Source organism: Pseudomonas sp. PAMC 25886 (assembly GCF_000242655.1).
Lineage (GTDB): Bacteria > Pseudomonadota > Gammaproteobacteria > Pseudomonadales > Pseudomonadaceae > Aquipseudomonas.
In genome coordinates this window covers 16,324-42,544 of the sequence record NZ_AHHC01000066.1, presented here as the reverse complement: position 1 = coordinate 42,544, position 26,221 = coordinate 16,324, and the positions used below count along the sequence as shown (strand labels likewise).

Here is a 26,221-nt window from a genome sequence, read left to right as displayed (position 1 = left end):
TTACAGGTCGCCGAAGAAGCGCTTCACGCCTTCGAACCAGCCAGTGGTTTTGGGCGAATGAGTGTCGTCGCCCGCCAGGGAACTGCGGAACTCTTCCAACAGTTCGCGCTGACGACGCCCCAGGTTCACCGGCGTCTCTACCGCCACACGGCACATCAAGTCGCCAGCACCGCCACCGCGCACCGGCGCAACGCCTTTGCCACGGATACGGAACTGCTTGCCGGTCTGCGTGCCCTCAGGAATCTTCAGCTTGACCCGGCCGTCGAGCGTCGGGATTTCAAGCTCGCCACCCAAGGCCGCATCAACAAAGCTGATCGGCACTTCACAGAACAGATGCTTTCCGTCGCGCTGGAAGATCGAGTGCTCACGCACATTGATCACCACGTACAGGTCGCCCGTCGGGCCACCCTGAGTGCCCGCCTCGCCTTCGCCCGACAGACGAATACGGTCACCGGTATCAACACCCGCCGGCACTTTCACCGAGAGGGTCTTGTACTCTTCGACACGCCCTTCGCCATGGCACGAGTCGCACGGGTCGGAAATGATCTTGCCCTGGCCATGGCAACGCGGGCAGGTTTGCTGCACCGAGAAGAAGCCTTGCTGCATGCGCACCTGGCCGATACCGCCGCACGTCGGGCAAGTGATCGGCGAGGAGCCTTTCTTGGCGCCCGAACCGTCGCACGGCTTGCAGTTGACCAGCGTCGGAACCCGGATATTAACGCTGGTGCCGCGCACCGCTTCTTCCAGGTTCAGCTCCAGGGTATAGCGCAGGTCGCTGCCACGCTGGGCACCGCCACGCTGACCACCGCGGCCGCCGCCAAAGAAGTCGCTGAACACGTCACCGAAAATATCGGAGAAGTTCTGGCCACCAAAACCGGCACCGCCGCCACCCATGCTCGGGTCGACGCCGGCATGGCCGTACTGATCGTAAGCGGCTCGCTTGTTTGGATCACACAGGCATTCGTAGGCCTCGTTGGCCTCTTTGAACAGGTCTTCGGATTCTTTGTTATCCGGATTACGGTCCGGGTGGTGCTTCATTGCCAGGCGACGGTAAGCCTTTTTCAGGTCCGCCTCGCTGGAGCCGCGCTCCACACCCAACACTTCGTAATAGTCACGCTTTGCCATAAGTCTTTGCACTCTTAAGGACGTCCGGCAAAACCCTCCTGAGCCTTGCCAAACTCGTTGAGCCCCAATACAGGCCCGGACCCAACTCACGTCAATTCAACGATCCTGGTCGTTACTGCTTTCAGCCGGCAACCGGCCAAAAACGCGGTGAATGTCGTCCGGAAAGCAGGAGCATTCCCGATCACACCGCCAGCATCCGAGCGTTGTCGCATGCTGTAAAAATTCGCGTACCCCAGACACGCCAACGCGGGAGCAAGCTCCCGCGCGGCGACATCCTACCAGTCACCGCTTGTGAGCGGTCAACCGGGCGACCAAGTTACTTCTGGTCTTTAACTTCTTCGAACTCGGCATCGACAACATCGTCGTGCTTGGCTTCAGGTTCTGCCTGGTGTGCAGCACCGTCAGCCGGCTGGCCTTGTTCGGCGTACATTTTCTGAGCGACTGGCGCAGAGACTTTCGACAGCTCTTCAACCTTGGCTTCGATAGCGGCCTTGTCGTCACCTTTAACGGCGGCCTCCAGGGCAACTACTGCGGCTTCGATTGCAGTTTTCTCTTCGGCAGTCACTTTGTCGCCAGCGTCAGCGATCATTTTGCGAGTCGAGTGAACCAGCGCGTCGCCTTGGTTGCGGGCTGCGGCCAGCTCTTCGAACTTGCGGTCTTCGTCGGCGTTGGCTTCAGCATCACGGATCATCTGCTGGATTTCTTCCTCGGACAGACCCGAGTTAGCCTTGATCACGATCGACTGAGTCTTGCCAGTGGCCTTGTCTTTGGCGCCTACGTGCAGAATGCCGTTGGCGTCGATGTCGAAGGTCACTTCAATTTGTGGCACGCCACGTGGTGCTGGTGGAATCTCGGCCAGGTCGAACTTGCCCAGGGACTTGTTCTGACCCGCTTGCTTACGCTCACCTTGCAGCACGTGAATGGTCACGGCGCCCTGATTGTCGTCGGCAGTCGAGAACACTTGCGATTTCTTGGTAGGAATCGTGGTGTTTTTCTCGATCAGCGCGGTCATCACGCCGCCCATGGTTTCGATACCCAGGGTCAGCGGGCTTACGTCCAGCAGCAGAACGTCTTTCACGTCGCCGGCCAATACCGCGCCCTGGATGGCAGCACCCATGGCAACTGCTTCGTCCGGGTTCACGTCTTTACGCGCTTCTTTACCGAAGAACTCGGTAACCAGCTTCTGAACCAGTGGCATACGGGTCTGACCGCCTACCAGGATCACGTCGTTGATCGCGCCAACGTCGATACCCGAGTCTTTCAGCGCAATGCGGCAAGGCTCGATGGTACGTTGAACCAGGTCTTCTACCAGCGCTTCCAGCTTGGCGCGGGAGATTTTCACGTTCAAGTGCTTAGGACCGGTAGCGTCTGCAGTGATGTACGGCAGGTTCACGTCGGTCGAATTGCTCGAAGACAGTTCGATCTTGGCTTTCTCAGCGGCTTCTTTCAGGCGCTGCATGGCCAGCGGGTCACCTTTGAGGTTCATGCCGCTTTCTTTCTTGAATTCGTCAACGAGGTAGTCGATCAGACGAATGTCAAAGTCTTCACCGCCCAGGAACGTATCACCGTTGGTGGCCAACACTTCGAACTGGTGCTCGCCATCGACTTCAGCGATTTCGATCACGGAAACGTCGAAGGTACCGCCACCCAGGTCGTAGACGATCACGGTGTGGTCGCCCTTGGCCTTGTCCATACCGTAGGCCAGAGCGGCTGCGGTTGGTTCGTTGATGATACGTTTTACGTCCAGGCCAGCAATACGGCCGGCGTCTTTGGTCGCCTGGCGCTGGCTGTCGTTGAAGTAGGCCGGAACGGTGATCACCGCTTCAGTCACTGCTTCACCGAGGTAGTCTTCGGCGGTTTTCTTCATCTTTTTCAAGATTTCAGCCGAGATTTGTGGCGGCGACATTTTCTGGCCGTTCACTTCAACCCAGGCGTCACCGTTGTCAGCCTTGGCGATTTTGTACGGGACCATCTTGATGTCTTTCTGTACGACTTCTTCGTCGAACTTACGACCGATCAGACGCTTCACCGCGTACAGGGTGTTATGCGGATTGGTCACAGCTTGACGCTTGGCGGACTGGCCCACCAGGATTTCGCCGTCGTTGGCATAGGCCACGATGGACGGGGTGGTACGTGCGCCTTCGGCGTTTTCAATAACTTTGGATACGCCGTTTTCCAGCACGGAGACGCAGGAGTTGGTAGTCCCCAGGTCGATACCGATAATTTTGCCCATGATTTACTCTCCCGAAACTTAGATTTTGTTGCCGCAGCAGTGGTGGCTAACTGCGGCAGTACTTAAACGCTTGACTTATAGATGGGGCCGTTACGACTTATTTCAAGCCTGCTCATCAATCGAAGGTGCAACCGGTGCAGGAGCCTTGCTCACCACAACCATTGCCGGGCGCAGAAGGCGACCGTTGAGCTGGTAACCCTTCTGGAACACCTTCAATACGCTGTTCGGCTCAAGATCAGCGTTTTCCTGCATCGCCATCGCCTGGTGATGTTCGGCATTGAACGGCTCACCGCCTTGCGGATCGATGGCTTCCAGCTGATAACGTTTCAGGGTGTCCTGGAACATTTTCAGGGTCAGTTCGATCCCTTCGCGCATTGGGCGGATGTTTTCGTCGTCCGGGTTGGACAGCTCAAGGCCACGCTCCAGGCTGTCGATGATCGGCAACAGATCACCGGCAAATTTTTCCAGGGCGAATTTGTGAGCTTTTTCTACATCCTGCTCGGCGCGGCGGCGGACGTTCTGCAGATCGGCGGCAACACGCAACGATTGATCCTGTGCGCCGGCCAATTGCTCTTCGAGCACTTGCACACGAGCGGCCAGGTCTTCACCTGCTGCCTGATTGGCGTCTGGATTTTGCGTATCCTGCGTCTGTTCGTCAGCCATAGATTTCTCCTTTCAAAATCATGCGCGAACTCGACTCGCGCTTCTGTTCCGGTATATGGGGCCACAATTTTCAGGTTCAAGGGTTGAGGCGTTACCAAAAGTCTTTCACTTGTCCTGGATCAATTCCTGCCGGTCATTCCTCGTCGCACTTAAAAAGACATCCATTCAAGCAAATCGGACTAAGCATCAGGATTGTCACCCCCAAACAAAACACTGTATAAATAACCAGACCTAAAGCCTGGGAGCGGCCGTCATGCTGGTGCACCTGTCCGTACATAACTACGCCATCGTTGAACACCTGGATCTTGAACTGGATCGCGGGATGAGCGTAATCACAGGCGAAACCGGCGCCGGCAAGTCGATCATGCTCGACGCCCTGGGGCTGACCCTCGGTGACCGCGCCGACAGCGGCGTGGTTCGCCCCGGCGCCGACAAGGCCGACATCCTCGCCACCTTTGACCTGGCTGACATCCCGGAAGCCGAAGCCTGGCTTGCCGAGCGCGACCTGAATAATGACGGGCCGTGCATCCTGCGCCGGGTGATCACTGCCGAGGGGCGCTCCCGCGGCTATATAAACGGTACGCCCTGCCCGCTCGGTGATCTGAAAGCCCTGGGCGAGCTGCTGATCGACATCCACAGCCAGCATGAACACCAATCCCTGCTGAAAACCGACACCCATCGCCGGCTGCTCGACGAATACGCGGGTGCCACCGACCTGGCGCGCCAGGTGCAATTGGCCGCCCAGCGCTGGCGCCAAACGCGTCAGGAACTGGAGCGCCTCTCAAATTCCGGCGACGAGCAGCGCGCCCGCCACCAGTTGCTCAGCTATCAACTGGAAGAACTCGAAAGCCTGGGGCTCGGCGAGACCGAACTGGAGCAACTGGAACAGGAACACAAGAACCTGACCAACGCCGAGACCCTGCTGGGTATCTGCCGGCAAGTGGTGGAACAGTGCAGCGAAAGTGATTCCGGGAATGTGCTCAATGCCCTGACTGCGAGCCTGAACCGACTGTCCAGCGTGAATAACGCCTCAGGCTCGCTGAATGAAGCCACTACGCTGCTGACCAGCGCGCAAATCCAGGTGGAAGAAGCCGTGGGCGAGCTGAACCGTTTTCTTGATCACTTCGATGCCGACCCGGCTCGCCTGCAAGATATAGAAGAGCGCCTGGACACCATCTACACCCTGGCGCGCAAACACCGGATCCAGCCGACCGAAGTCGCGACCCTGCAGCAAAAGCTGCTGGATGAGATCGAAACCCTGAACGCGAACGATGAATCCATCGAGCGACTGGGTGAAGAGCTGGCCTCCTTTGCTCGCCATTATCAGGAGAAGGCCCGGGAGCTGAGCGACCTGCGCCATCAGGCAGCAACCGGCCTGGCCAGCGCAGTGGAACAGGAAATCCAGCGCCTGGGCATGCCCGGCGGGCGCTTCACCATCGAGCTGCACACCAACACCAGCAACGAGCTGCTGCCCAACGGCCTTGAACAGGTAGAACTGCTGGTCAGTGCGAACCCGGGCCAACCCCTCAAGGCATTGGCTAAAGTAGCGTCCGGTGGCGAGCTGTCACGGATCAGCCTCGCGATCCAGGTGATCACCGCGCAGACCTCCCGTGTGCCAACGCTGGTATTCGATGAAGTAGACGTCGGCATCGGTGGCCCGACTGCCGAGATCGTTGGCCAACTGTTGCGCCGGCTGGGCGATCGCGGCCAAGTGCTCACCGTCACCCATTTGCCACAAGTGGCCGCCCAAGGGCATCAACACTTGTTCGTGCACAAGGTGCGGGGCAGTGATGCGACCCATACTGCGGTGTCCAAGCTGAACAAGACCGAACGGGTAGAAGAAGTGGCGCGGATGCTGGGAGGCATCGACCTGACCAAGGAATCCCTGGCTCACGCGAAGAAAATGGTGGTGACCGCGAAGGTCTGAAAAGCTCGGCTTACTGACCCTTTTCTTCCTATAGAAAGCACGAAGGCGACCCTAGGGTCGCCTTCGATCGTTTCGCAGAGCGAATCTGCGTAGCTTTCTTACTTTTTCTTACGTATGTACAGAACCAAATTGTGATCCACCAATTCGACTCCGTGCTCTTCGGCGATCGCCTTCTGGAGCTTCTCGATTTCCGGGCTGACGAACTCGACCACTTCGCCAGTTTCCACATCGACCATGTGGTCGTGGTGGCCGCTGTCGGCCAGTTCGAAGACTGCATGACCGCCGTCGAAATTATGACGAACCACCAGTCCTGCTGCTTCAAACTGGGTCAGTACACGGTAAACCGTGGCCAGGCCGACGTCCTCGTTAGACTCCATCAGTGCCTTGTATACATCCTCGGCACTCATGTGGCGCTGCTCAGCAGAATCGAGCATTTGTAGAATCTTGACTCGTGGCAGAGTCACTTTAAGACCGGCTTTGCGTAGTTCGCTATTTTCAACCATGGTTAGCTTTCTCGCGGATGCTGCTTCGCAGCTTCTCTTAATACGGGTATGATCGGCGTTTACGTTGTCCCAGCCAAGATAGTGGAAGTCGCCCACCGATGCAAAACACCAAGCTCTTGCTAACCAGTTTCACCTTTGTGGGACTGCTCGCACTCGCCGGTTGTTCATTCCCCGGGGTTTACAAAATCGACATCCAGCAGGGCAATGTCGTCACGCAGGACATGATAGACCAGTTACGCCCGGGAATGACCCGACGGCAAGTACGGTTTATCATGGGCAATCCCCTGCTGACCGACACATTCCATGCCGATCGCTGGGATTATCTCTATAGCATCCAACCTGGTGGCGGTGAACGTCAGCAGGAGCGGGTCAGCGTCATCTTCAATGGCAATGACCAGCTCGTCAGCCTGTCGGGGGACTTCAAACCGGGCGTAAGCCGCGATGAAGCCTTGCTGGGCAAGGACAGCGGCACCACCACGCCTGCGCCCGCGCAGAACGAGGAGAAGCCCCAGTCCGAAGTACCGGCCAAGCCTGGCTCGTTGCTCGATCAGATCCAGAAAGGCGTCGACGGCGTACAAACCGTTCCGGTGCCGACTCCAGAACCTCTGGACGCCAGCCCGCAATAAGTTTGTAACGCTCGATAAAAAGCCCGGCATGCCGGGCTTTTTGTTGCCTGCCATTTCGCAAGCTAAGAACTCTGCTGTTTTGCCTTGGCAGCCTTGGCCGCACGCAAGCGCCGTATCTCCATCGGATCGGCCAGCAATGGCCGATAGATCTCGATTCGGTCTCCGGCGCGCACAGCACGAACATCCGCATCCGCAACCACTTTGCCGAAGATCCCCAAGGGACAACTCTGCAGGTCCAGTTCCGGAAACTGCGCAGCCATTCCCGAGCCCAACACTGCCGCCCGCAGGCTTGAGCCCGGCGCTACTGCCAGACTCATCAGCACCTGACGATCCACCGCGGCGTACACCACCTCAATCTCAACCAATGGCTCAGCCATGCATTTGCTTGGCGCGTTGGCAGAACGCGTCCACCAGGGTATTGGCCGCTTGATTGAACAGCGGGCCCAAGGTGGCACGCACGATAGGGCCCGCATAATCGAACGACAGGTCCAGGCTGATCTTGCACGCCTTCTCGTTCAACGCCTTGAACACCCACACACCGTGCAACTGAGTGAACGGGCCTTCTTCGAGGTTCATCTCGATGGACTGCCCGGGCACCAGCGTGTTGCGCGTGACAAAGTGCTGGCTCAAGCCGCCCTTCGCGACTCCTACGCTGGCGACCATGTGCTCATCACTGCTCTCCAACACCTCGGCAGTTGAACACCAAGGCAGGAACTCCGGGTAACGCGCCACGTCGTTGACCAGGTCATAGAGCGCCTGTGCCGGGTAAGGCAGCAGGGCCGAACGTTGAATATGCGTCGTCATGTGAGCGTTATTTCCACAGCTGAGCGGCAAACATCGCGAAAGGGCAACAGGATTCGCGAAAGAAAAAAATCAAAAATCAGCCTGCATTGTCCGGGATTCACTCAACACGCTCAAGCACGCAGGTTGACCGTAGCCGACGCGCTCGCAACTCCCTATAATGCCGCCCCTATGGCTAAACAAAAGAAACACCCAACAGGGACCATCGCGCAAAATAAAAAGGCGCGACACGATTACTTCATCGAACATCGGTTCGAGGCTGGTCTGGTCCTGGCCGGCTGGGAAGTAAAAAGTCTGCGTGCCAGCAAGCTGCAACTGGTCGACAGTTACGTGCTGCTCAAAGACGGTGAGGCATGGCTGCTCGGCAGTCATATCACGCCGCTGATGACCGCCAGCACCCACGTGATCGCCGACCCGGTACGTACGCGCAAGCTGCTGCTCAATGCCCGCGAACTGGAAAAGCTCCACGCCGCCGTGCAGCAAAAGGGCTACGCCTGTGTCTGCCTGTCGTGGTACTGGAGCAAGCACCTGGTCAAGTGCGAGATCGCGCTGGGCAAGGGCAAGAAGGAATACGACAAGCGTGACACCGAGCGCGAACGCGATTCCAACCGGGAATTGCAGCGTGCCGTGCGCAACAAGGGCAAGGAAGACTGACTTTCTTGTGACTTGATGTGGCCGAGGGAGCCCACTCCCTCAGCCACAACCATCGCTACATCCCCTTGCGCCGTTCCGCCCGGGCCATGCGCTGAACCTCCTGACGCACTTCCTCCAGCACTTCCTGCACATACAGCAGGTGACGTGTTGAGACTTCCCGTGCCTGCTCCGCACGCCCCTCAATAATCGCCAGGTACAAATCACGATGCTGATTAATCAGCATGTCCCGGGTCTCGGTACGCTGCTGATACATGCCGCCAATGTTGGTCACCACATTGCGCTTGAGCAGGTCGAACAGGCCACGAATGGTGTGCAGCAGTACCGCGTTATGGCTGGCCTCGGCGATGGCCAGGTGAAACTTCGCATCCGCCGCGCCCTCTTCCGCCCGGCTCACTTCATCTGACCGCGTGTAGCAATCCTGCAATTCTTCGAAAGCGGCGGTCAGCCGCTCACGGTCCACTTCAGTGGCGCGCAGGGCAGCGTAATACGCGCACGAGGCTTCCAGGGTCTGGCGAAACTCCAGAAGGTCGCGCTGGGCCTCGGGATTATTTTCCAGCAGATGCAGCAGCGGATCACTGAAGGTTGAACCCAGCGACTCCACCACATAATTGCCGCCACCCTGACGACTGACCAGCAAGCCTTTGGCCGCTAGCTTCTGGATCGCCTCACGCAGCGACGGACGCGACACCCCGAACTGCTCGGCCAGTGCGCGCTCGGCCGGCAAGCGCTCGCCCGACTTCAGCGTGCCCTCAAGGATCATGCCCTCAAGCTGCTCGACGATATCGTCAGACAAACGGCGCTGACGCACCTGATCAAACCCCATAACTCACTCTCCACCATCCCGACCACTCGCCGGGGCCCCTATTCTGGCCTATCGCCGCGCATCCGGCACCTATCAGAACACCCTCGTTTCAGCCAATCAGACCCCGCTCACGCCGACCTACGACCAAAGATTCACAAGCGGCAAATTGACACATCCCCCTGAAGGCTTTTAACCTAGCCAACGGTGATTGTAAATTGGTAATACCAATTATCCAAATCACCCAAGCAGTGCCTGACCAACAACAATTAGGGGCCACCCCACATGCAAACCTGGCAACAGCTCTACAGCCCGCTCGGCAGCCTCGGCCTGTCCGCACTGGCCGCCGTTATTCCCATCGTATTTTTCTTCCTGGCCCTGGCCGTGTTTCGCCTCAAAGGCCACGTTGCGGGCAGCATCACCTTGGCACTGTCGATCCTGGTGGCGATCTTTGCCTTCCAGATGCCGGTCGACATGGCGCTCGCCGCCGCCGGCTATGGCTTTGCCTACGGTTTGTGGCCAATCGCCTGGATCATCGTCGCCGCGGTATTCCTCTACAAATTGACGGTCAAGAGCGGCCAGTTCGAAATCATCCGCAGCTCTGTGCTGTCGATTACCGATGACCAACGCCTGCAAGTGCTGCTGATCGGCTTCTGCTTCGGCGCCTTCCTCGAAGGGGCCGCCGGTTTCGGAGCACCCGTGGCGATTACTGCTGCACTGCTGGTAGGACTGGGCTTCAACCCGCTGTACGCCGCCGGCCTGTGCCTGATTGCCAACACCGCACCTGTAGCGTTCGGCGCACTCGGGATTCCGATCATCGTGGCCGGCCAGGTGACCGGCATCGACGCATTCAAGATCGGCGCCATGGCCGGGCGCCAACTGCCGCTGCTGTCTTTGTTCGTGCCGTTCTGGCTGGTGTTCATGATGGACGGCCTGCGCGGCGTCAAAGAAACCTGGCCAGCCGCACTGGTCGCGGGCCTGAGCTTTGCCGTCACACAGTTCTTCACCTCGAACTTCATCGGCCCGGAACTGCCGGACATCACCTCGGCCCTGGCCAGCCTGATTTCCCTGACCCTGTTCCTGAAAGTCTGGCAGCCCAAGCGCAGCGCCAATGCGCAAATCGCTGGCGCAACGTCCGGCACCGCCGTCACTGCCAGCGCCGGTGGTTTCGGCCTGCCTCGCAACACCCTGGCTTCGCCTTACAGCCTGGGGGAAATTTTCAAGGCCTGGTCGCCGTTCCTGATCCTGACAGTGTTGGTCACCATCTGGACCCTCAAGCCCTTCAAGGCGATGTTCGCCGCGGGTGGCGCGATGTACAGCTCGGTGTTCAATTTCGCGATCCCGCACCTGGACCAATTGGTGATCAAGGTTGCGCCAATCGTTGCTGCGCCTACCGCGATCCCAGCGGTGTTCAAGCTTGACCCGATTTCCGCGACCGGCACGGCGATTTTCTTCTCCGCCCTGGTGTCGATGCTGGTGTTGAAGATCGACTTCAAAACTGGTCTGACCACCTTAAAAGAAACCTTCTATGAGCTGCGCTGGCCGATCCTGTCCATCGGCATGGTGCTGGCCTTTGCCTTCGTCACCAACTACTCGGGCATGTCATCGACCATGGCCCTGGTACTGGCGGCTACCGGCGCGGCATTCCCGTTCTTCTCGCCATTCCTCGGCTGGCTCGGGGTGTTTCTGACCGGCTCCGACACCTCATCCAACGCCCTGTTCAGCTCACTTCAAGCGACCACCGCGCACCAGATCGGCGTCAACGACACCTTGCTGGTGGCGGCGAACACCAGCGGCGGCGTAACCGGCAAGATGATCTCGCCGCAGTCGATCGCCGTGGCGTGCGCCGCCACTGGCCTGGTGGGCAAGGAATCCGACCTGTTCCGCTTCACCCTCAAGCACAGCCTGTTTTTCGCGACGATTGTCGGGCTGATCACCTTGGCCCAGGCCTACTGGTTCACCGGCATGCTGGTGCACTGAGTCCTGCGTGTAATAGGGTAAGAACCGACGCCGGACAGCGATTCCGGCGTCTGCTATTTCTGGAGGACCGATGAGCCTGCCTGCTGCTTTTCTGAGCGACGCCGCACAACTGATCCCGAAAGATCGTCGTTTCGACGATCCACTTTCCACCCTCGCCTTCGGCACCGACGCCAGCTTTTACCGACTGATCCCACAGTTGGTAATCCGCGTTGAATCGGAAGATGAAGTAGTGGCGCTGCTGCAACTGGCCCAGCGCGACCGCGTCCCGGTGACCTTTCGCGCGGCGGGCACCAGCCTTTCCGGGCAGGCCATCAGCGACTCGGTATTGATTGTGTTGGGGGACAATTGGAACGGGCGCGAGATTCGCGGCCAGGGCACGCAAATCCGTCTGCAACCCGGCGTGATCGGCGCCCAGGCCAACGCCTGGCTGGCGCCTTTCGGCCGCAAGATAGGACCGGATCCGGCATCGATCAACGCCTGCAAGATCGGCGGCATCGTCGCCAACAATGCCAGCGGCATGTGCTGTGGCACGGCCCAGAACACTTATCACACCCTGGCGGGGATTCGCCTGGTACTGGCCGACGGCAGCCGCCTGGACACAGAAGACCCGGCCAGCGTTTCGGCCTTTCGCCAGCGTCACAGCGACCTGCTTGAACGCCTGGCAACACTGGGTCGCGAGACGCGGGCAAATGCCGAATTGGCTGCAAAAATCCGCCACAAATACCGTCTGAAAAACACCACCGGCTTGTCACTCAACGCCCTGGTCGATTTCGACGAGCCGCTGGATATCCTCAGCCACCTGCTGGTGGGCTCCGAAGGCACCCTGGGCTTTATCAGCGCAGTGACCTACGACACGGTGATCGATCACCCGAACAAAGCCTCGGCCCTGATCGTGTTCCCGGATGTGGAAACCTGCTGCAACGCCGTGACTGTACTCAAAACCCAACCGGTTTCAGCGGTCGAACTGCTGGACCGCCGCAGCATGCGTTCGGTGCAGGACAAACCCGGCATGCCGGCTTTCGTACAACAGCTATCGGAAAATGCCTGCGCCCTGCTGATCGAATCCCGCGCAGCCTCGCCTTCGTTGCTGCATGAGCAACTGGCGCTGATCATGGCCTCACTGGCCAGCTTCCCGGTAGAGAAACAAGTCGACTTCACCGAAGACCCGGTGGAAAACGCCCGCCTGTGGGCAATCCGCAAAGACACCTTCCCCGCCGTGGGCGCCGTGCGCAAAACCGGCACCACCGTAATCATCGAAGACGTGACCTTCCCGGTGGAACAACTGGCCATCGGCGTCAATCGCCTAATCGAGTTGTTCGACAAACATCACTACGACGAAGCCATCCTTTTCGGACACGCCCTGGAAGGCAATCTGCACTTCGTGTTCACCCAAGGCTTCAACAGCGCGCAAGAAGTCGCACGCTACCAGGCGTTCATGGACGACGTCGCCCAGTTGGTGGCGGTGGAGTTTGGCGGTTCGCTGAAGGCCGAACACGGCACCGGTCGCAACATGGCGCCCTTCGTCGAACTGGAATGGGGCAGCGATGCCTATCAGCTGATGTGGCAACTCAAGCGCTTGCTCGACCCCAACGGCATTCTCAACCCCGACGTGGTGCTCAGCGAGGACCCGCAAATTCACCTCAAGCACCTCAAGCCGCTGCCTGCCGCCGACGAGCTTGTGGATAAGTGCATCGAGTGTGGCTTCTGCGAGCCGGTTTGCCCGTCGAAGGGGCTGACCCTGAGCCCACGCCAGCGCATTGTGATCTGGCGCGATATCCAGGCCAAAAAGCGCGCAGGTATCGACACCACCGAACTGGAAGCGGCCTATCAATACCAAGGCATCGACACCTGTGCGGCCACCGGGCTTTGCGCCCAACGCTGCCCGGTAGGAATCAATACCGGCGACCTGGTGAAAAAGCTGCGCAGCCGCGACGCCGACCGTACGAAAACCGCCGAATGGCTGTCGACGCATTTCGCCACCGCCTTACAAGGGGCGCGCTTCACCCTGCACGTGGCCAACGGGGCGCGCATGCTGCTGGGCGCGCCGCGACTGACGAAGCTCTCGGCCACGGTGACCCGGCTGTCCAAGGGGCAAATCCCCCAGTGGACCAACGCCATGCCGCAGCCGGAAAAAGCCATTCGCTTCAGCCCCGCCGTGAACGATGAGCGACCCCGCGTGGTGTACCTCGCCGCCTGCGTATCACGCGCAATGGGCCCGGCAGCCGGTGACAAGGAACAGATGTCGCTGTACGACAAAACCCGTGGCCTGCTGGAAAAAGCCGGTTACCAGGTCGTCTTTCCCGACAATCAGGACAACCTCTGCTGCGGCCAGCCTTTCGCGTCCAAAGGCTACGCCGAGCAAGCCGAACACAAACGCCAGGAACTGATCGGCGCCCTGCTCCACGCCAGCCGTGGCGGCCTTGACCCGATCTACTGCGACACCAGCCCGTGCACCCTGCGCCTGGTCCAGGACCTGGCCGAAACCCGCCTCGACTTCTACGACCCCGTGCGTTTTATCCGCACCCACCTGATGGACCGCCTCGAGTTCACCCCCCAGGAAGCCCCGATCGCCGTGCACGTCACCTGCAGCACCCAGCACCTGGGAGAAAGCCAGGCGCTGATCGACCTGGCCAGGCGTTGCAGCAAAACCGTGGTAATCCCCGAAGGCATTCACTGCTGCGGTTTTGCCGGCGACAAGGGCTTCACCACACCGGAGCTGAACGCCCACTCCCTGCGCAGCCTCAAAGACGCCGTGCAATATTGCAGCGAAGGCATCTCCACTAGCCGTACATGTGAGATTGGCCTGACACAACACGGTGGAATTGATTACCACGGCCTGGTGTACCTGGTGGATCGAGTAACCCAGGCGCGCGCCCACTAGGGCCGCCCTCTTTGGGTGCAAAACCTAATGATTTCGGGGTTTTTCGACTAATCCAGCGACAAAACAGAACCCCTGCGCGCCGGCGTAGTCATCTGCATAGGCCTCGACACACGAGGCTCATCAGTGACCTCGCTGGCTGCACGGAAAACCGGCAGCATCGAGCCCTATTTGCACAAGGAGATACCCATGAAGCGTTCCGCTCTTGCTGGTTTGTTCATTACCGCTGCGATGCTGGCCTCCCCCGCGTTTGCAGCCGGAACAAAAGACGATCTGTGCCAAATCAACCTGGACAAAATCAACAACGGTAAAGCGTTGCTCGCCACCGACACCAGCGGCAAATCTGGCGAAATTGACACCGCCGTTTCCCAAGCCAAAGCGGCCCATGCGGCAGGCGATGACAAGAAATGCATCGAGATCACCTCCAAGGCCCTGCAAAGCCTGCAAGACTCGGACAAAGGCGGCAATCAGTAACTCGCTGATTGCCCAAGGCCAACCTTCGGGTTGGCCTTCTGTGACCGATTGGCGTACACTGCACAGGCTTGTCACTCACTAAGAAACAACGAGTTACAAGCACGGGGCCGTTTAGGATTCGACGCCGGTTGCGAAACTTTAGGTGCATGCCGAGTTGGTAACAGAACTCGTAAATCCACTGTTGCAACTTCTTATAGTTGCCAATGACGAAACCTACGGCCAGGAATTCTCTCTCGCTGCGTAAGCAGCTTTAGATCCTGAGCTTCTGGTACCTTCGGGTCCAGCAATCACCAGGGGATGTCTGTAAACCCAAAGTGATTGTCATATAGAACAGAATCGCCGTGCAGTACGTTGTGGACGAAGCGGCTAAAACTTACACAACTCGCCCAAAGCACCCTGCCCTTCGGGTCGCTGAGGGTTAACTTAATAGATACGGCTAAGCATGTAGTACCGACAGCGGAGTACTGGCGGACGGGGGTTCAAATCCCCCCGGCTCCACCACTTCATCATCTAAAGACGTCCACGGACGTCTTTTTTTGTGCCTGAAATCGAGTGAAATCAAGGGTTTCAGCGCTACTTGGCTCCGCAGAGGTTTTTTGAGTTCTAGCCGTTTGGGTATTCCAAATGGTATTCCAAGCTCACCGGTGCTATTTTTTGGAATACCAAAACGGTGTCAGAGGTAGCTCTCATGCCTGCTCCAGCCCTCCGCCTATCAGACCGCCAGCTCAAGGCAGTCAAGGCAAAAGACAAGGATTACGTCCTCAGCGATGGTGACGGCCTCCAGCTCCGGGTCAGGAGCAACGGCTCAATGCTGTGGAACTTCAACTACCGCGAGCCGGTAACCAAAAACCGTATCAATATGGGGCTTGGCACGTACCCAGAGCTCTCGCTAGCGAACGCCAGGAGGAAAGTGGTTGAAGCGCGCGAGCTGCTTGCACAAGGCATTGACCCCAAGGTGCAACGCAATGCACAGGACGAAGCCAAACGAGCGGAGACGGAGCACACCTTCGAAAACGTGGCCTCGGCCTGGTTCGAGCTGAAGAAGGACTCCGTCACGCCGGCGTACGCCGAAGACATTTGGCGATCGCTCACGCTGCACGTATTTCCAGACCTGAAAACAACGCCGCTCTCGAAAATTACCGCACCGATGGTCATCGAACTGCTTCGCCCAATCGAGGCCAAAGGCAGTCTCGAGACAGTGAAGCGATTGAGCCAACGGCTCAACGAGATCATGACCTACGGGGTCAACTCCGGGCTGATCTTTGCGAATCCCCTCAGTGGTATTCGCGCGGTATTCAAGAAACCCAAAAAACAGAACATGGCCGCGCTACGACCAGAGGAGCTGTCCGAGCTCATGATGGAAATCGCGAATGCCAGCATCAAACGGATCACCCGCTGCTTAATCGAATGGCAGTTACACACCATGACCCGTCCCGCCGAAGCAGCCACAACCCGATGGGCAGATATCGACCTCGACAAACGCATCTGGACCATCCCGCCAGAGCGCATGAAAAAGCGCCGTCCGCACGCCATCCCGCTGACCAAACAGGCACTCGCATTACTGGAGACGCTCAAGCCCCACAGCGGCCACAGGGAATACGTGTTCCCCGCAGATAGAAACCCACGCACTCATGCCAATAGCCAGACTGCCAACATGGCGTTAAAACGCATGGGCTTTCAGGACCGCTTGGTCAGCCACGGTATGCGCTCCATGGCCAGTACCATCCTGAACGAACATGGCTGGGATCCGGAGCTGATAGAGGTCGCACTGGCGCATGTCGACAAGGACGAAGTCCGAAGCGCCTACAACCGAGCGGACTACATCGAACGTCGGCGTCCGATGATGGCTTGGTGGAGTGAGCACATCCAAAAAGCAGCAACGGGCAGTCTTTCGGCAGCTGCCATCAATGACACCAGGAACTGCAATGTCGTGCCGATACGGTGAACGCTCACCGGACGCCGCCGGTAACCGAAAATAACTCACCAGATGGAGTGATGGTTGATTTGGCGACAGCGGCGACACCGGCGACAACCCGCGTAATACCCGGTTTGCAGCATGGCGACAGAAGTGGCGACTGTCGCCGTTGCAAGCCTCTCTCTTGGGGCTTTCTCGGCCAAGCCCACGCGAGCGGGAAGGCTCTGCATTCCCACTCGCATGGGCTCTGCGTAATTGCATCTCACTTGACCACCTAATTGCATTGCCACTGACCAGTCATTCGCATTCACGCTGACCAGCCGTTTGCAGTTGATGGATGTCAGCGGATGCCACTCAGCCGCGAGTGCGTCAGCCAAGCACTGAAGGACTGCAACCTCCTCATACCTGCCGTTCACTGATGGTTGAAAACGGAAAGGAGCAAGCATTCGAGTGCAATGGTATCGTCCAACCTTTTTTTGAAAGCGAGCACGTCCAGGCACTCTATCTGTTCAAATTGACAGCCTGTGGCCATCATTCACCCTCAGCTATACGATGGCTCTTCTATCAAGATCTGTCAGCGCAAGGACTCGCCAGCGATGAGTAAGAACAAGGCCGTAGCGGTCTCGATCAGCAATTTCGAGGCGCTGCTAGCCTCACCGCGGATGCCACTGGCTCTGGACACCTATCAGCGGCCCTATGTCTGGGGCAAGGGCAAGGTCAGGCAGTTGCTTAAAGACCTGCGCGAGTTTCAGCTGGGGCTGGTCAGCGGGCTCGACTACTACATGGGCGCACTGCTGATCCATCAGGATGCTGGGCAGAACAAGCAATTCGTCATCGACGGCCAGCAGCGTCTAACCACGCTGTGTGTTCTCTACCATGCACTCCATGGCACACTCCCAGACGGGGCAGATTTTGCTTACCGGTCACCAGAGTCGGTCAACAATATCCAGCAAGCCCAGCGGATCATCGCGGCCGAAGGCTTGCAGGATGATTTCAAGACCCTGCTCCGGCGCATCGTTTTCACAGTGATCACGGTACCCAACGAAGACCTGGCGTTCACCTTCTTCGATAACCAGAACAGTCGGGGAGTCCCGCTGGGGGCCGCGGACCTGCTCAAAGCCTTTCACCTGCGGGCCATCGAGGGCGAACACCGAGAGAAGCTGCAGTCGCTGTTTGCCAAGCGCTGGGAATATTGGCAGGAGCATAACCTGTGCCAGGGCATCGCCGGCCACTTCGACGCGCTGCTGTTCGGCAAGCTGCTCTGGCGCGGCCGGCGCTGGCGTGGACAGAAGGTGCTTGGTGAAGAGTCCCGTGACGGCATCATCGATGAATTCGAAGCAAGTACCCTGCGCAACGAACCGGGGAATCGGTTAGGCATTGCGCCTTCACCGGTCGCCTATGCCTCGGCACAGTTGCTGGTCTCCCGGGCAGGCAACGTCAGGATGAGTCGCGGCGTGCTGCCCGAGCCGGACGACGCTTCTGCCTTGCCCTTTTCGCTGCGTCAACCCATCCAGTGTGGACTGGGTTTCTTCCTGTACGTCGAAAAGTACGCGGCTGTTGTCGACCAGTTGTTTGGTCCGGCGCGCCAAGCTCCACAGCTGCGGGAATTCCGGCAGTTCTACAGCCAAGTGATTCTGCGCCTGTCGCCGTACTTGCGGGAGTTTTTCTGCTTGGCTGTGCTGATGTTCGTCGACCGTTTCGGCACCCGCGACCTTCTGCGCTTTGCCCTCACTCTGGACTACGTGCTGGGGGCTATCCGTATGGGAAAGAGCTACATCTTCGCAGCGGCGGTCACCGTTTATCTGCGCGACGCGTCGCTGAACCTGCTGGATGTCATCGCCCAGGCCTACACGCCTGACGAAGTCATCGACTTCCTCATGTCCGACTCACACCCCGACACGGTTTATGCGACCGAGGATATCGAGCCGAACGCTACGGTTCGGGGGAGCTACAAGGCCGCAGTGCTCGCGTTCTATGGGAAGCAAGGCAAGCTGGCTGGGCGAGCGGCCTGGATCGAGGAGCAATGCGCATGACCATTCAATCGCAAGCCGTCACCCTGCAGCATATCGTCAAGCAGGGCATGTTCTTTCAGATTCCTGTCTACCAGCGTCTATATGTCTGGAGCGATGAACAGGTGCGGACCCTGCTGGACGATCTTTGGGCCGCCTACGAGGACCAACGCCCCATCGCCTATCTGGGGGGCATTCTTGTCGTGACCCGGCGCCAGGACAGTACGACCGTAGAATACGACCTGATCGATGGCCAACAACGCTTCACCACCCTGTGGTTGCTGGCCTTATCGCTTGGGCGCAAGCTCAAGCCATTCCTCGCTGCCGAACACGCCGAGGGGGTACGACCGCGCCTGGGCTTTCCCATCCGCCCGGATATCGAGAAGGCCTTCAAGGCAAGTTGCGTATCCGGCCAGGCACCTTCGGTGGAGCATGAGAGGATCGACAACGCGCTCGGTATCATCCAGCGCTTCAAGCAAGGGCTCAATGACTCCGATCTGGCCGCGTTTACCCAGTATGTGCTGAACAGCACAACCGTCATCATGACCCACTTTCCAGCGTCGATGGACCTCAACAGGATATTCGAGGTGATCAACAACCGGGGCGTGCAGTTGCAGCACCATGAAATCCTCAAAGCCAGGCTGCTCCAGCACATTCGCAGTGCCGCAGAGCGTGAGCGTTATGCCGCGCTCTGGGAATCCTGCGCCTACATGGACGACTATGTGGAGCGCAATCTGCGCAGAATTACCAGGCTCGACGTGCACCCGCTGTTCTCGACAGTGGCGGCAAGGCAGGATGACGAAGCGCTTGCCTGGTCGGACTGCGTGTTGCAGTCGCTGGCGGATGAATATGAGGCTACCCTAGAGGCTCGTCCGTTAACCTTGCGCGCGATTCTTGCCGGGAAAACGGCAGCATTCACCGAACCTGCTGAAGAGCTTCCAGAGGTGTACCAGGGCTCGCGCAAGGTGCGCAGCATCATCAGTTTCTCGATGCTGCTGCAGCATACGTTGCGCATTTGGCTGCACGAGCAAGATAAGCCTGACATCGCAAGGATCAGTGACAAGGACCTGCTGTCCCTGTTCGACGCGCATTTCCTGAAACCGACCTGCACGGGCGCCAATGTGAAAACATTCCTCGCCTTGCTGTGGGAAGTCCGTTACTGCTTCGACAAGCATGTCATCAAGTGGGTGGTAGTCGAGGGTGAGGAACACCACCTCATCCTCGACCTAAACAAACGAAAGAGCGAATCTGTCTCCGGCAGAACCTATACAAGTCTGGTCCGCGAAGAGGGCAGCGATTACGAGTTCGCCCTGTTGCAAAGTATGCTCTACCACTCACAGCAGATCACCACTCACTACTGGCTGACCCCCTTGCTAGCCACCATCCGGGCCAGCCGGGCGGGCCGGGATAGCTACCTACAGCACCTGAAACACCTCGATAACCACTTGCTGTGCAGCAGCGACAGCACAAGGCCACTGATTGAGCGCAGCCATGACTTCCTCGACGATCCCTTCGCCACCTCGTCACTGATCGACCCAGTCTCATATTTTGCCAAGCCTCTGGGCCTGAAATTCCCTCACTACTGGTTCTACAAGCTGGAGTTCGTACTCTGGAGCTCCAACGCCGCGCGCTTGAGTACCCAGCAGCGCAGCCAATTCAGAATGACGGCAAAGAACTCCATCGAGCATATCTCACCGCAGACTGCACAGGCGGTGGACCGCCAGCGCGTCTCCGCCTGGACGCTCGATACATTCGGCAACCTGGCACTGGTCTCGCGAGGTATCAACTCCGAATACGGCAACAAACCCTTTGACGAGAAGCGCGCGCATTTCCTGAACCATAATCGGGAACGCATTGACTCGCTGAAGATGAAGCTGATCTATTCCCAGGAGCATTGGGGAGACGTCCAGGCCGCACAACACCAGCAGCACATGATCGATGTGCTGAGCCACTATCTGGGCCTGACAGAGTTGAAACTTCCAACTGTCCCAGCTTGACTTGCTGCCAGTCGTTGCGCCCGCCGTGGAGCACACCGGCTAGCCGGGTCATTTGCCAAATATCACCTGTCGGGCCGTCAGCTTGTGGCGCTCCCGCAGATCTTAGCGTTAGTGCGGTTATTGAGTGTCACCCTTGGGTCGATAAATGCTGCTAGCGGCTGCTTCTGGCCGTTCTCCGCCGGTCGTCACTACGGCGTGTGCTGGTCAAGTCGAATGCAAACGGTTGGTCAGCACGAATGTAATTGACTGGTAAGTGACAATGCAAATGGTCAAGTCCATGCACTTACGTAGGCTCACATTAAAACCCGACGAACGACCACCCGGCCATGGAATGCCACCGATCTCCAAGGTCTTCCAGCACTACCGATTGGCGCAAGAGCCGCCCCCAAAATACTGTTGACCGCGAGCGAAACGAGCGCTAAACCAGAACCATACCAGCGCTGTCCTCGACAGCAACCCAGGTAGCCAGAACCTTTGAGGCTACGCCACATCGTGGTGGTTCACCCCCAAGTGCGATTAGCGTCCGGCGGCTCGCACGGTCACAGCGATGTGATGGATGCCACTTCTTCCAGAATGCCCTCTGCGGCAACTGATGCCCTCTCCTGGCTGCTCTGCAGCAACTTATCCGCTTGGCCATTTCTTGCGCCGACCTGTTGCCCGTCTCTTTGCCCCCTAAAGAGACGGGCGCATATCACATTGCTGCAGCCCTGCTCGCACGGGCCTTTGCGGCTTTCCCCCTCGTGACAATCGGCGTGACAAACACCGAATGCTCACTCACCACAGCGATGCCGATGATGGTGCCGCAGCCCAAGAAATGGACTGCACCTGACTGACAGTCAGGCATGCCCCGGTCATCGCATCACTGCCTTCACCTGACTCAGGATCTCGCGGCATTGGTCTCGTCAGCCAGTACAGCCTCCACCCGCCCACTTCTTCGGAAGTGTTCAGGAGGCCAGATCATGAGATGCCCAAGCTCCCGGTCGTAAGGAGCCGTCAGTCCCGCGTTAGTGGACAAACCTCACAGGCCGCAGGGGCCTTGATCCCTGATAACACTCAACAACCGTGGCGGGATGAGTGAGGACGAAGTCGATAATCTCAGGAGAATAGCGATGCAACTGTGCGAAGCGTTCGAGCCACCACAACCATTGCTGGACTACCAGCAGGCGCCACTGCTCTACCCGGTCGACGCACTCGGGGAACTGTTGGGCCCTGCGGTCGAACGACTGGCCGAGGTGATCGGCGTGCCCTGCGCCATGGCTGCACAATCGGTGCTGGCCAGCGCTGCTCTGGTGAGCCAGGGTCATGCCAATGTCCAACTCGATGGCCGAACCTATCCGTTGTCCCTCTATCTACTGACAGTGGCGTCCTCGGGTGATCGCAAAAGCGCGGTGGATCATCTGGCACTGAAGGCGGCGCGCGACTGGGAACGACAGCAGTGGACCCTGTATGCGGAAAAGCTCAAAACCTATCGCGCCGTTACCAACATCATGGCCAAACCCAAAACCTCAAAGAAACCCTCGGAGGCGGAAGGCGGCGAAGTATCCGAGCCGGTACCGCCGAGACTGATCATTGCCGAGCCCACTATCGAGGCCCTGGTCAAAAGTCTGTGCCATGGTTTGCCCAGCATGGGCTTGTTCAATGATGAAGGTGGCCAGTTCTTGGGCAGCAGCACCATGAGCAAAGAGAATCTGCTCAAGGCAATCACCACCTTGTCGACACTGTGGGATGGCAGTCCTATCGACCGGGCGCGCTCCATGGCTGGGGAAAGCCTGCGTGCCTATGACCGCCGCCTCAGCCTGCATCTGATGCTGCAACCCTACCTCGCCAACCAGCTGTTCAAAGACCCGGTGATCAATGGCCAAGGCATCCTTGGCCGTTGCCTGATCAGTTGGCCCGAGCGCCTGGCCGGCCAGCGTCTCTACAAGGCAATCGACCTGACCCGAGATGCCAAAGTCCAGCGCTACCAACAGCGAATCACCGCCCTACTGCAAAAGCCCTGGTCACTCCACAAGGATGGCTCACTCAATCCTGCCGCGCTGGAGCTGACGTCCCGTGCCCGCCGGGCCTGGATTGATATTCACGACACCATCGAGTGCCAGTCTGGCGAGTTCGGCGAGCTGGCCGGCGTCCAGCCTGTCGCGAGCAAGGCGGCGGCAAACGTACTGCGTATCGCGGGCGTACTGGCCATGGTTGAAGAGGTCAGTGCGTTGGACGAAGCACACATCCAGCGCGCCTCCACGTTGATGGATTACTACCTGGCCGAGATTCAGCGCCTGACCGAACAGGAGCCAGTCAATAGCCGATACGAAGAGGCGGATCGGCTGCTGCGCTGGCTGGTACAGAAAGGCTGGACCCACTTCAGCATCCGAGACATCAATCGCAACGGCCCTCGTTTTGCCCGCAAGAGCGCTGACCATACCGCCTCTTTATTGGTCGTACTGATCACTCATCGCTGGTTGAGCAGTCGCGATGGAAGAACCTTCGAGGTCCGCCATGTTCCGCCTCAATGACGCGGTGCGCCGCTACCAGGCGCAACATCAACCACAGCCAGAATCGCGGCGTGTCGCCGTCTCTGTCGCCACCCTGTCGCCACGCGCTAGGCCAGAAACGACGCGGGTTGTCACCACTGTCGCCGCTGTCGCCACACCACCTCTAGAGCCTGCCAACCTCGCCCTGCTGATCGAGCAACTGCGTGAGGAAGGGGCACTGCTGCAACACCACGAGAACACCCTCCTGATCCGTCCGACACACTGGCAGCAGGTGGACAGGCTCAGCTCTCACTGGAAAGCCCTGCTGCTCTTTCTGCAAACAAACGAAAACGGTGATGACGATGGCTCTGGTCGGTCGGCGTGATGGTCGCAACTTTGGCTACGGCCGCCAGCTAAGTTATGCCGGCCCGCAAGCGCTAGAGGATTTGTTTGCCGGTGGCCACTTCGCCACGGTCAAAGCGCATAGCGATCGCTGGCAAGCGTTCGTGCGTTGGTGTCGGTCCGAGGGAGGCCCCGGTTACAACGATGCACGTCAGATCGATCGACGGACGCTGCAAGACTACGCCGCTTACCTGCGCCAGCAGATCCAGCAAGGTGAACTCTGCATCGCTACCGCGCAGAACCGCCTGAGCAGCGTCAACCGCACCCTCGCTGCGCTGCGCGGTGATCAGGACGTGAGGATCGCCAGTCCGAGCCAGGCGTTAGGCCAGCAGCGCTCGACCGTACGCACCCGTTCACCGGATGGCCAAGACCGCCAACAGGTGCGGCGAGTGCTTGAGGTGCTTGGCGAACGGCAACATGAGCGGGTGGCCGCGATTGTCCGTTTGGCTCGAGAAACCGGTATGCGCCTGCGCGAGGCGATCCTGGCTGACCTGCCACGCTTGCAACGCGAAGCCGAGCGCCTCGGCCGCATCAACATCCAGGAAGGCACCAAAGGCGGCCGCTCAGGCGCGTCAGCGCCGCGATGGGTCGTGGCGAATGAAGAGGTGAAGGCGGCGCTGCAGTTGGCTCGTCATGCGTCGCCAACCGGCAGCCGCAACATGCTGGCCCGCGACGAAAGCTACGCCGCGTTCCTGCAACAGACCGTGCTCCCCGCCCGCGAAGTGCTGCATGAACACGGGCTGAAGGGTTTCCATGAACTGCGCGCGGCCTATGCCTGCGAGCGTTATAAGCAACTCGCTGGCCACGCTGCACCGGTCAATGGTGGACACTGCTATCGCATTGACCGCGAACTAGATCGACAGGCGCGTCAGCAGATCAGCTACGAGCTCGGACACCACCGGATCGATGTGGTGTCGGCCTACATTGGTGGCCGAGCGTGACCAAGCCCTTCGATATGGCACTCTTCCTGAGCGGCGTACTGAGCGGCTCAAAGGTCACCCAGCAACGCCACTTACGGCAAGCCCGAATCATGCAAGCGGCCATTCAACAACGATGGCAGCGAGACACTCCCTGGACCTGGCAGCTCAAGCATGTGCGCTGGTTTCTCACTCAGCACCTGAAAAACCACTCCGACGCCACCCGCTATTACTATCGGCTCACGGCCCTACTGATCTGGAGACGGATAGGAAACAGCCCGCTGAGCGGTGGGGATGGGGCCGATTGGTTTTGCTAAGTACGCAGCTAGGTTTCATCTTTGTAACCGCTGAGTGGATGAATGATAGTTAGGGAGTGGCATGCAAGGTTGCTGCATCTGTGCCACGGGACGTAAAGTCCCTCAACAGTCTCTCCGGCAGCAATGTGGAGGGCATCCACAGACTCGGGCTACGGACGACCAAACATGAGCGAATCCCCCTTTCTCAGATACAAGGACGTGCTCGTCAATGACCACAGTGCCTCCGCTAAATGTTTACGGTCGATCGTACTGTCGATGCGTGGACCTTACAGGTATGCCGTGGCCGCAGATGAGCTGGGGCAGCTTAGTCCGGAACATTTTGATGCGGCGCAAGCCCTATTGAGCGTTTACAAGAAAGGGTTGGACAAAGACCCTGAGGCCGGGGATGTTCTCCGTGAGATTGAGCAGCGCTGGCCGGATTATAGGAAGGTACCTTATGGGCTGTACCCGTTCCCGGCCCCCGAGACGGTTTTCGTGCCCGATCAGGCCGACCTCATCGAGCACTTGCAACCGTTTTTTGGCATTGACCTCAATGTGGTTAACCGCGAGTGGTCTGGGTATCTGACCATGCTGGGGCCGTTGGAGCCGACAGAACATAAATTCGTGGGCCAAGCGACCGAAGATACCCCGTGGCATTCCATGCTTTTGCATACTAACTGGATTGGCTTCAAGGTCGAGGAAGGGCGGTACCGCCTGATGGGAGACCCGCGCTATTTCTTCCTCCATGCGGATAACGAGCAATTGGGCGACCCGTATGAGGGCGCGCGCGAAAGTTTGCTTGCGCTGTATGCTGATCAGAAAGCTGCCTATGAGGCGGCCAAAAAGCTTTATCACGACTCGGGGCGCCTGTTCTTCCCATCAGCGTTAGCGGAGAGAGTCCCCCTGTACGACGTTGAGCCGATGACGTTTGTTGAGCAGATTGGCGGTGTGGCGGACTTCTCAAAGTTCCCGAATTCCAGCCTGTCGCTTAGTTATGTGGAAGGCGAGAAGAACGGAGTCACAGCGGGATACCCGCGCAGCCCCGCTGGCCGTCTGTTTCATCACGTGGCCAGCGTGCCTGCACATCATTACCAGAGTTGGGGGGCGGATCTGATAATGATGTTTTATGAACCGGTGGAGCAGTTGGTGCTATTTACGTTTTATTGGGAGGCTAGCGAGGACGAAGGGCGTGCCGGATATTAGCCTAGCCGACTGACCTACAATCTCTTTTGGTTTTCGGCTCGGCCGCACGTTGGGCTTGGACGCGCCCTAGCAGCACGCTGGCCTGTTCGTCGCTTGGGGCCTACGGCGGATCCACTTATGTAAAAGATTGGCGTTGATCCCGTGGTATTAGGCCACGCTGGCAATAGAGGCGTCCGGTTGGGCGTATTCCTGGATGATTTGGGCTTTGAAAGTCTTGGTGTAAGAGCGTCGTTTTGGCTGCTGCTGGCGCTTAGAGCTCTCTTTACTGGCGGAAAATCGGCCAGTAACTGACCTGGGGTGGCCAGTCATACGTTCGTAGCGTTTACAGCCGTAGGCTGTGCGTAAGTCGTG

At 58.6% G+C, this 26,221-nt stretch carries 21 protein-coding genes and 1 other RNA gene; 15 read left to right on the top strand and 7 right to left on the bottom strand.

All coding sequences use genetic code 11. The features are described from left to right. The 3 genes from dnaJ to grpE form a co-directional block, all read right to left on the bottom strand. Window positions 1–1,125: a molecular chaperone DnaJ gene (dnaJ, locus tag MUM_RS0122440; RefSeq protein WP_010174305.1), complete on the bottom strand. Its 1,125-nt coding sequence runs from the start codon at window positions 1,123–1,125 to the stop codon at window positions 1–3. 316 nt (window positions 1,126–1,441) lie between these two features. Continuing rightward, the gene (gene dnaK, locus MUM_RS0122435) at window positions 1,442–3,358 is read right to left on the bottom strand and encodes a molecular chaperone DnaK (protein ID WP_003212222.1); all 1,917 of its coding nucleotides are present in this window, start codon (window positions 3,356–3,358) and stop codon (window positions 1,442–1,444) included. A 102-nt stretch (window positions 3,359–3,460) separates the two neighbouring features. Next, window positions 3,461–4,021 carry a nucleotide exchange factor GrpE gene (gene grpE, locus MUM_RS0122430; RefSeq protein WP_003212224.1) on the bottom strand — a complete coding sequence of 187 codons (561 nt, stop codon included), beginning with the start codon at window positions 4,019–4,021 and terminating at the stop codon, window positions 3,461–3,463. 253 nt (window positions 4,022–4,274) lie between these two features. Between grpE and recN the strand changes: the two genes are divergently transcribed. Next, complete coding sequence (gene recN / locus MUM_RS0122425) at window positions 4,275–5,948, top strand: DNA repair protein RecN (RefSeq protein ID WP_010174302.1); 1,674 nt, start codon at window positions 4,275–4,277, stop codon at window positions 5,946–5,948. A gap of 98 nt (window positions 5,949–6,046) precedes the next feature. Here recN and fur read toward each other — a convergent pair whose 3' ends face one another. Beyond that, the gene (gene fur, locus MUM_RS0122420) at window positions 6,047–6,451 is read right to left on the bottom strand and encodes a ferric iron uptake transcriptional regulator (RefSeq protein ID WP_010174299.1); all 405 of its coding nucleotides are present in this window, start codon (window positions 6,449–6,451) and stop codon (window positions 6,047–6,049) included. 98 nt (window positions 6,452–6,549) lie between these two features. Here fur and MUM_RS0122415 point away from each other — a divergent pair, with 98 nt between their 5' ends. Then, on the top strand, window positions 6,550–7,077 hold the full coding sequence (locus MUM_RS0122415) for an outer membrane protein assembly factor BamE (protein ID WP_010174297.1): 528 nt from the start codon (window positions 6,550–6,552) through the stop codon (window positions 7,075–7,077). A 62-nt stretch (window positions 7,078–7,139) separates the two neighbouring features. On the opposite strand, the gene MUM_RS0122410 is transcribed toward MUM_RS0122415, so the two are convergent. Both MUM_RS0122410 and MUM_RS0122405 read right to left on the bottom strand, forming a co-directional pair. Further along, window positions 7,140–7,454 (bottom strand): RnfH family protein, encoded by a 315-nt coding sequence (locus MUM_RS0122410; RefSeq protein ID WP_010174295.1) that lies wholly within the window; start codon window positions 7,452–7,454, stop codon window positions 7,140–7,142. Further along, window positions 7,447–7,881, bottom strand: a complete 435-nt coding sequence (locus tag MUM_RS0122405) for a type II toxin-antitoxin system RatA family toxin (RefSeq protein WP_003212236.1) — start codon at window positions 7,879–7,881, stop codon at window positions 7,447–7,449. The genes MUM_RS0122410 and MUM_RS0122405 overlap by 8 nt, the downstream gene beginning before the upstream one ends. A 168-nt stretch (window positions 7,882–8,049) precedes the next feature. Here MUM_RS0122405 and smpB point away from each other — a divergent pair, with 168 nt between their 5' ends. Beyond that, window positions 8,050–8,532, top strand: coding sequence for an SsrA-binding protein SmpB (smpB, locus tag MUM_RS0122400; RefSeq protein WP_003212238.1), 483 nt, complete (start codon window positions 8,050–8,052; stop codon window positions 8,530–8,532). Between the two features lie 55 nt (window positions 8,533–8,587). On the opposite strand, the gene MUM_RS0122395 is transcribed toward smpB, so the two are convergent. Next, entirely contained in the window at window positions 8,588–9,355 is a 768-nt protein-coding gene (locus MUM_RS0122395) for an FCD domain-containing protein (RefSeq protein ID WP_010174292.1), read from the bottom strand. A 261-nt stretch (window positions 9,356–9,616) separates the two neighbouring features. Between MUM_RS0122395 and MUM_RS0122390 the strand changes: the two genes are divergently transcribed. The 12 genes from MUM_RS0122390 to MUM_RS01000000132655 all read left to right on the top strand — a co-directional run bounded on the left by MUM_RS0122390 (window position 9,617) and on the right by MUM_RS01000000132655 (window position 25,870). Beyond that, complete coding sequence (locus MUM_RS0122390; RefSeq protein WP_010174290.1) at window positions 9,617–11,311, top strand: lactate permease LctP family transporter; 1,695 nt, start codon at window positions 9,617–9,619, stop codon at window positions 11,309–11,311. A 70-nt stretch (window positions 11,312–11,381) separates the two neighbouring features. Then, a complete protein-coding gene (locus MUM_RS0122385) occupies window positions 11,382–14,192 on the top strand; it encodes an FAD-binding and (Fe-S)-binding domain-containing protein (RefSeq protein ID WP_010174288.1) in 2,811 nt (936 codons plus the stop codon). A gap of 186 nt (window positions 14,193–14,378) precedes the next feature. Then, on the top strand, window positions 14,379–14,663 hold the full coding sequence (locus MUM_RS0122380; protein ID WP_008436825.1) for a hypothetical protein: 285 nt from the start codon (window positions 14,379–14,381) through the stop codon (window positions 14,661–14,663). A gap of 103 nt (window positions 14,664–14,766) precedes the next feature. Then, window positions 14,767–15,164: a transfer-messenger RNA gene (gene ssrA, locus MUM_RS1000000133470) on the top strand. Between the two features lie 187 nt (window positions 15,165–15,351). Continuing rightward, window positions 15,352–16,608 (top strand): integrase domain-containing protein, encoded by a 1,257-nt coding sequence (locus MUM_RS0122375; RefSeq protein WP_010174284.1) that lies wholly within the window; start codon window positions 15,352–15,354, stop codon window positions 16,606–16,608. A 566-nt stretch (window positions 16,609–17,174) separates the two neighbouring features. Then, window positions 17,175–18,611, top strand: a complete 1,437-nt coding sequence (locus MUM_RS01000000132660; RefSeq protein ID WP_010174282.1) for a DUF262 domain-containing protein — start codon at window positions 17,175–17,177, stop codon at window positions 18,609–18,611. Beyond that, a complete protein-coding gene (locus tag MUM_RS0122360; RefSeq protein WP_010174280.1) occupies window positions 18,608–20,584 on the top strand; it encodes a DUF262 domain-containing protein in 1,977 nt (658 codons plus the stop codon). The genes MUM_RS01000000132660 and MUM_RS0122360 overlap by 4 nt, the downstream gene beginning before the upstream one ends. A gap of 1,109 nt (window positions 20,585–21,693) precedes the next feature. Beyond that, window positions 21,694–23,094 carry a YfjI family protein gene (locus tag MUM_RS0122355; protein ID WP_010174278.1) on the top strand — a complete coding sequence of 467 codons (1,401 nt, stop codon included), beginning with the start codon at window positions 21,694–21,696 and terminating at the stop codon, window positions 23,092–23,094. Then, on the top strand, window positions 23,078–23,437 hold the full coding sequence (locus MUM_RS0122350) for a hypothetical protein (protein ID WP_010174276.1): 360 nt from the start codon (window positions 23,078–23,080) through the stop codon (window positions 23,435–23,437). Before MUM_RS0122355 ends, MUM_RS0122350 begins: the two co-directional genes overlap by 17 nt. Further along, a complete protein-coding gene (locus MUM_RS0122345) occupies window positions 23,415–24,395 on the top strand; it encodes an integrase domain-containing protein (protein WP_029616055.1) in 981 nt (326 codons plus the stop codon). The genes MUM_RS0122350 and MUM_RS0122345 overlap by 23 nt, the downstream gene beginning before the upstream one ends. Next, window positions 24,392–24,688, top strand: coding sequence for a hypothetical protein (locus tag MUM_RS1000000134815; protein ID WP_010174272.1), 297 nt, complete (start codon window positions 24,392–24,394; stop codon window positions 24,686–24,688). Before MUM_RS0122345 ends, MUM_RS1000000134815 begins: the two co-directional genes overlap by 4 nt. Window positions 24,689–24,853: 165 nt before the next feature. Then, complete coding sequence (locus tag MUM_RS01000000132655) at window positions 24,854–25,870, top strand: hypothetical protein (RefSeq protein ID WP_010174270.1); 1,017 nt, start codon at window positions 24,854–24,856, stop codon at window positions 25,868–25,870. The last annotated feature ends 351 nt before the right edge of the window (window positions 25,871–26,221 follow it).

What these genes read in the sequence shown, in the direction of transcription:
- dnaJ (WP_010174305.1), bottom strand. Translation starts at nt 1,125, where the DNA reads ATGGCAAAGCGTGACTATTACGAAGTGTTGGGTGTGGAGCGCGGCTCC.
- dnaK (WP_003212222.1), bottom strand. Translation starts at nt 3,358, where the DNA reads ATGGGCAAAATTATCGGTATCGACCTGGGGACTACCAACTCCTGCGTC.
- grpE (WP_003212224.1), bottom strand. Translation starts at nt 4,021, where the DNA reads ATGGCTGACGAACAGACGCAGGATACGCAAAATCCAGACGCCAATCAG.
- recN (WP_010174302.1), top strand. Translation starts at nt 4,275, where the DNA reads ATGCTGGTGCACCTGTCCGTACATAACTACGCCATCGTTGAACACCTG.
- fur (WP_010174299.1), bottom strand. Translation starts at nt 6,451, where the DNA reads ATGGTTGAAAATAGCGAACTACGCAAAGCCGGTCTTAAAGTGACTCTG.
- MUM_RS0122415 (WP_010174297.1), top strand. Translation starts at nt 6,550, where the DNA reads ATGCAAAACACCAAGCTCTTGCTAACCAGTTTCACCTTTGTGGGACTG.
- MUM_RS0122410 (WP_010174295.1), bottom strand. Translation starts at nt 7,454, where the DNA reads ATGGCTGAGCCATTGGTTGAGATTGAGGTGGTGTACGCCGCGGTGGAT.
- MUM_RS0122405 (WP_003212236.1), bottom strand. Translation starts at nt 7,881, where the DNA reads ATGACGACGCATATTCAACGTTCGGCCCTGCTGCCTTACCCGGCACAG.
- smpB (WP_003212238.1), top strand. Translation starts at nt 8,050, where the DNA reads ATGGCTAAACAAAAGAAACACCCAACAGGGACCATCGCGCAAAATAAA.
- MUM_RS0122395 (WP_010174292.1), bottom strand. Translation starts at nt 9,355, where the DNA reads ATGGGGTTTGATCAGGTGCGTCAGCGCCGTTTGTCTGACGATATCGTC.
- MUM_RS0122390 (WP_010174290.1), top strand. Translation starts at nt 9,617, where the DNA reads ATGCAAACCTGGCAACAGCTCTACAGCCCGCTCGGCAGCCTCGGCCTG.
- MUM_RS0122385 (WP_010174288.1), top strand. Translation starts at nt 11,382, where the DNA reads ATGAGCCTGCCTGCTGCTTTTCTGAGCGACGCCGCACAACTGATCCCG.
- MUM_RS0122380 (WP_008436825.1), top strand. Translation starts at nt 14,379, where the DNA reads ATGAAGCGTTCCGCTCTTGCTGGTTTGTTCATTACCGCTGCGATGCTG.
- MUM_RS0122375 (WP_010174284.1), top strand. Translation starts at nt 15,352, where the DNA reads ATGCCTGCTCCAGCCCTCCGCCTATCAGACCGCCAGCTCAAGGCAGTC.
- MUM_RS01000000132660 (WP_010174282.1), top strand. Translation starts at nt 17,175, where the DNA reads ATGAGTAAGAACAAGGCCGTAGCGGTCTCGATCAGCAATTTCGAGGCG.
- MUM_RS0122360 (WP_010174280.1), top strand. Translation starts at nt 18,608, where the DNA reads ATGACCATTCAATCGCAAGCCGTCACCCTGCAGCATATCGTCAAGCAG.
- MUM_RS0122355 (WP_010174278.1), top strand. Translation starts at nt 21,694, where the DNA reads ATGCAACTGTGCGAAGCGTTCGAGCCACCACAACCATTGCTGGACTAC.
- MUM_RS0122350 (WP_010174276.1), top strand. Translation starts at nt 23,078, where the DNA reads ATGTTCCGCCTCAATGACGCGGTGCGCCGCTACCAGGCGCAACATCAA.
- MUM_RS0122345 (WP_029616055.1), top strand. Translation starts at nt 23,415, where the DNA reads ATGGCTCTGGTCGGTCGGCGTGATGGTCGCAACTTTGGCTACGGCCGC.
- MUM_RS01000000132655 (WP_010174270.1), top strand. Translation starts at nt 24,854, where the DNA reads ATGAGCGAATCCCCCTTTCTCAGATACAAGGACGTGCTCGTCAATGAC.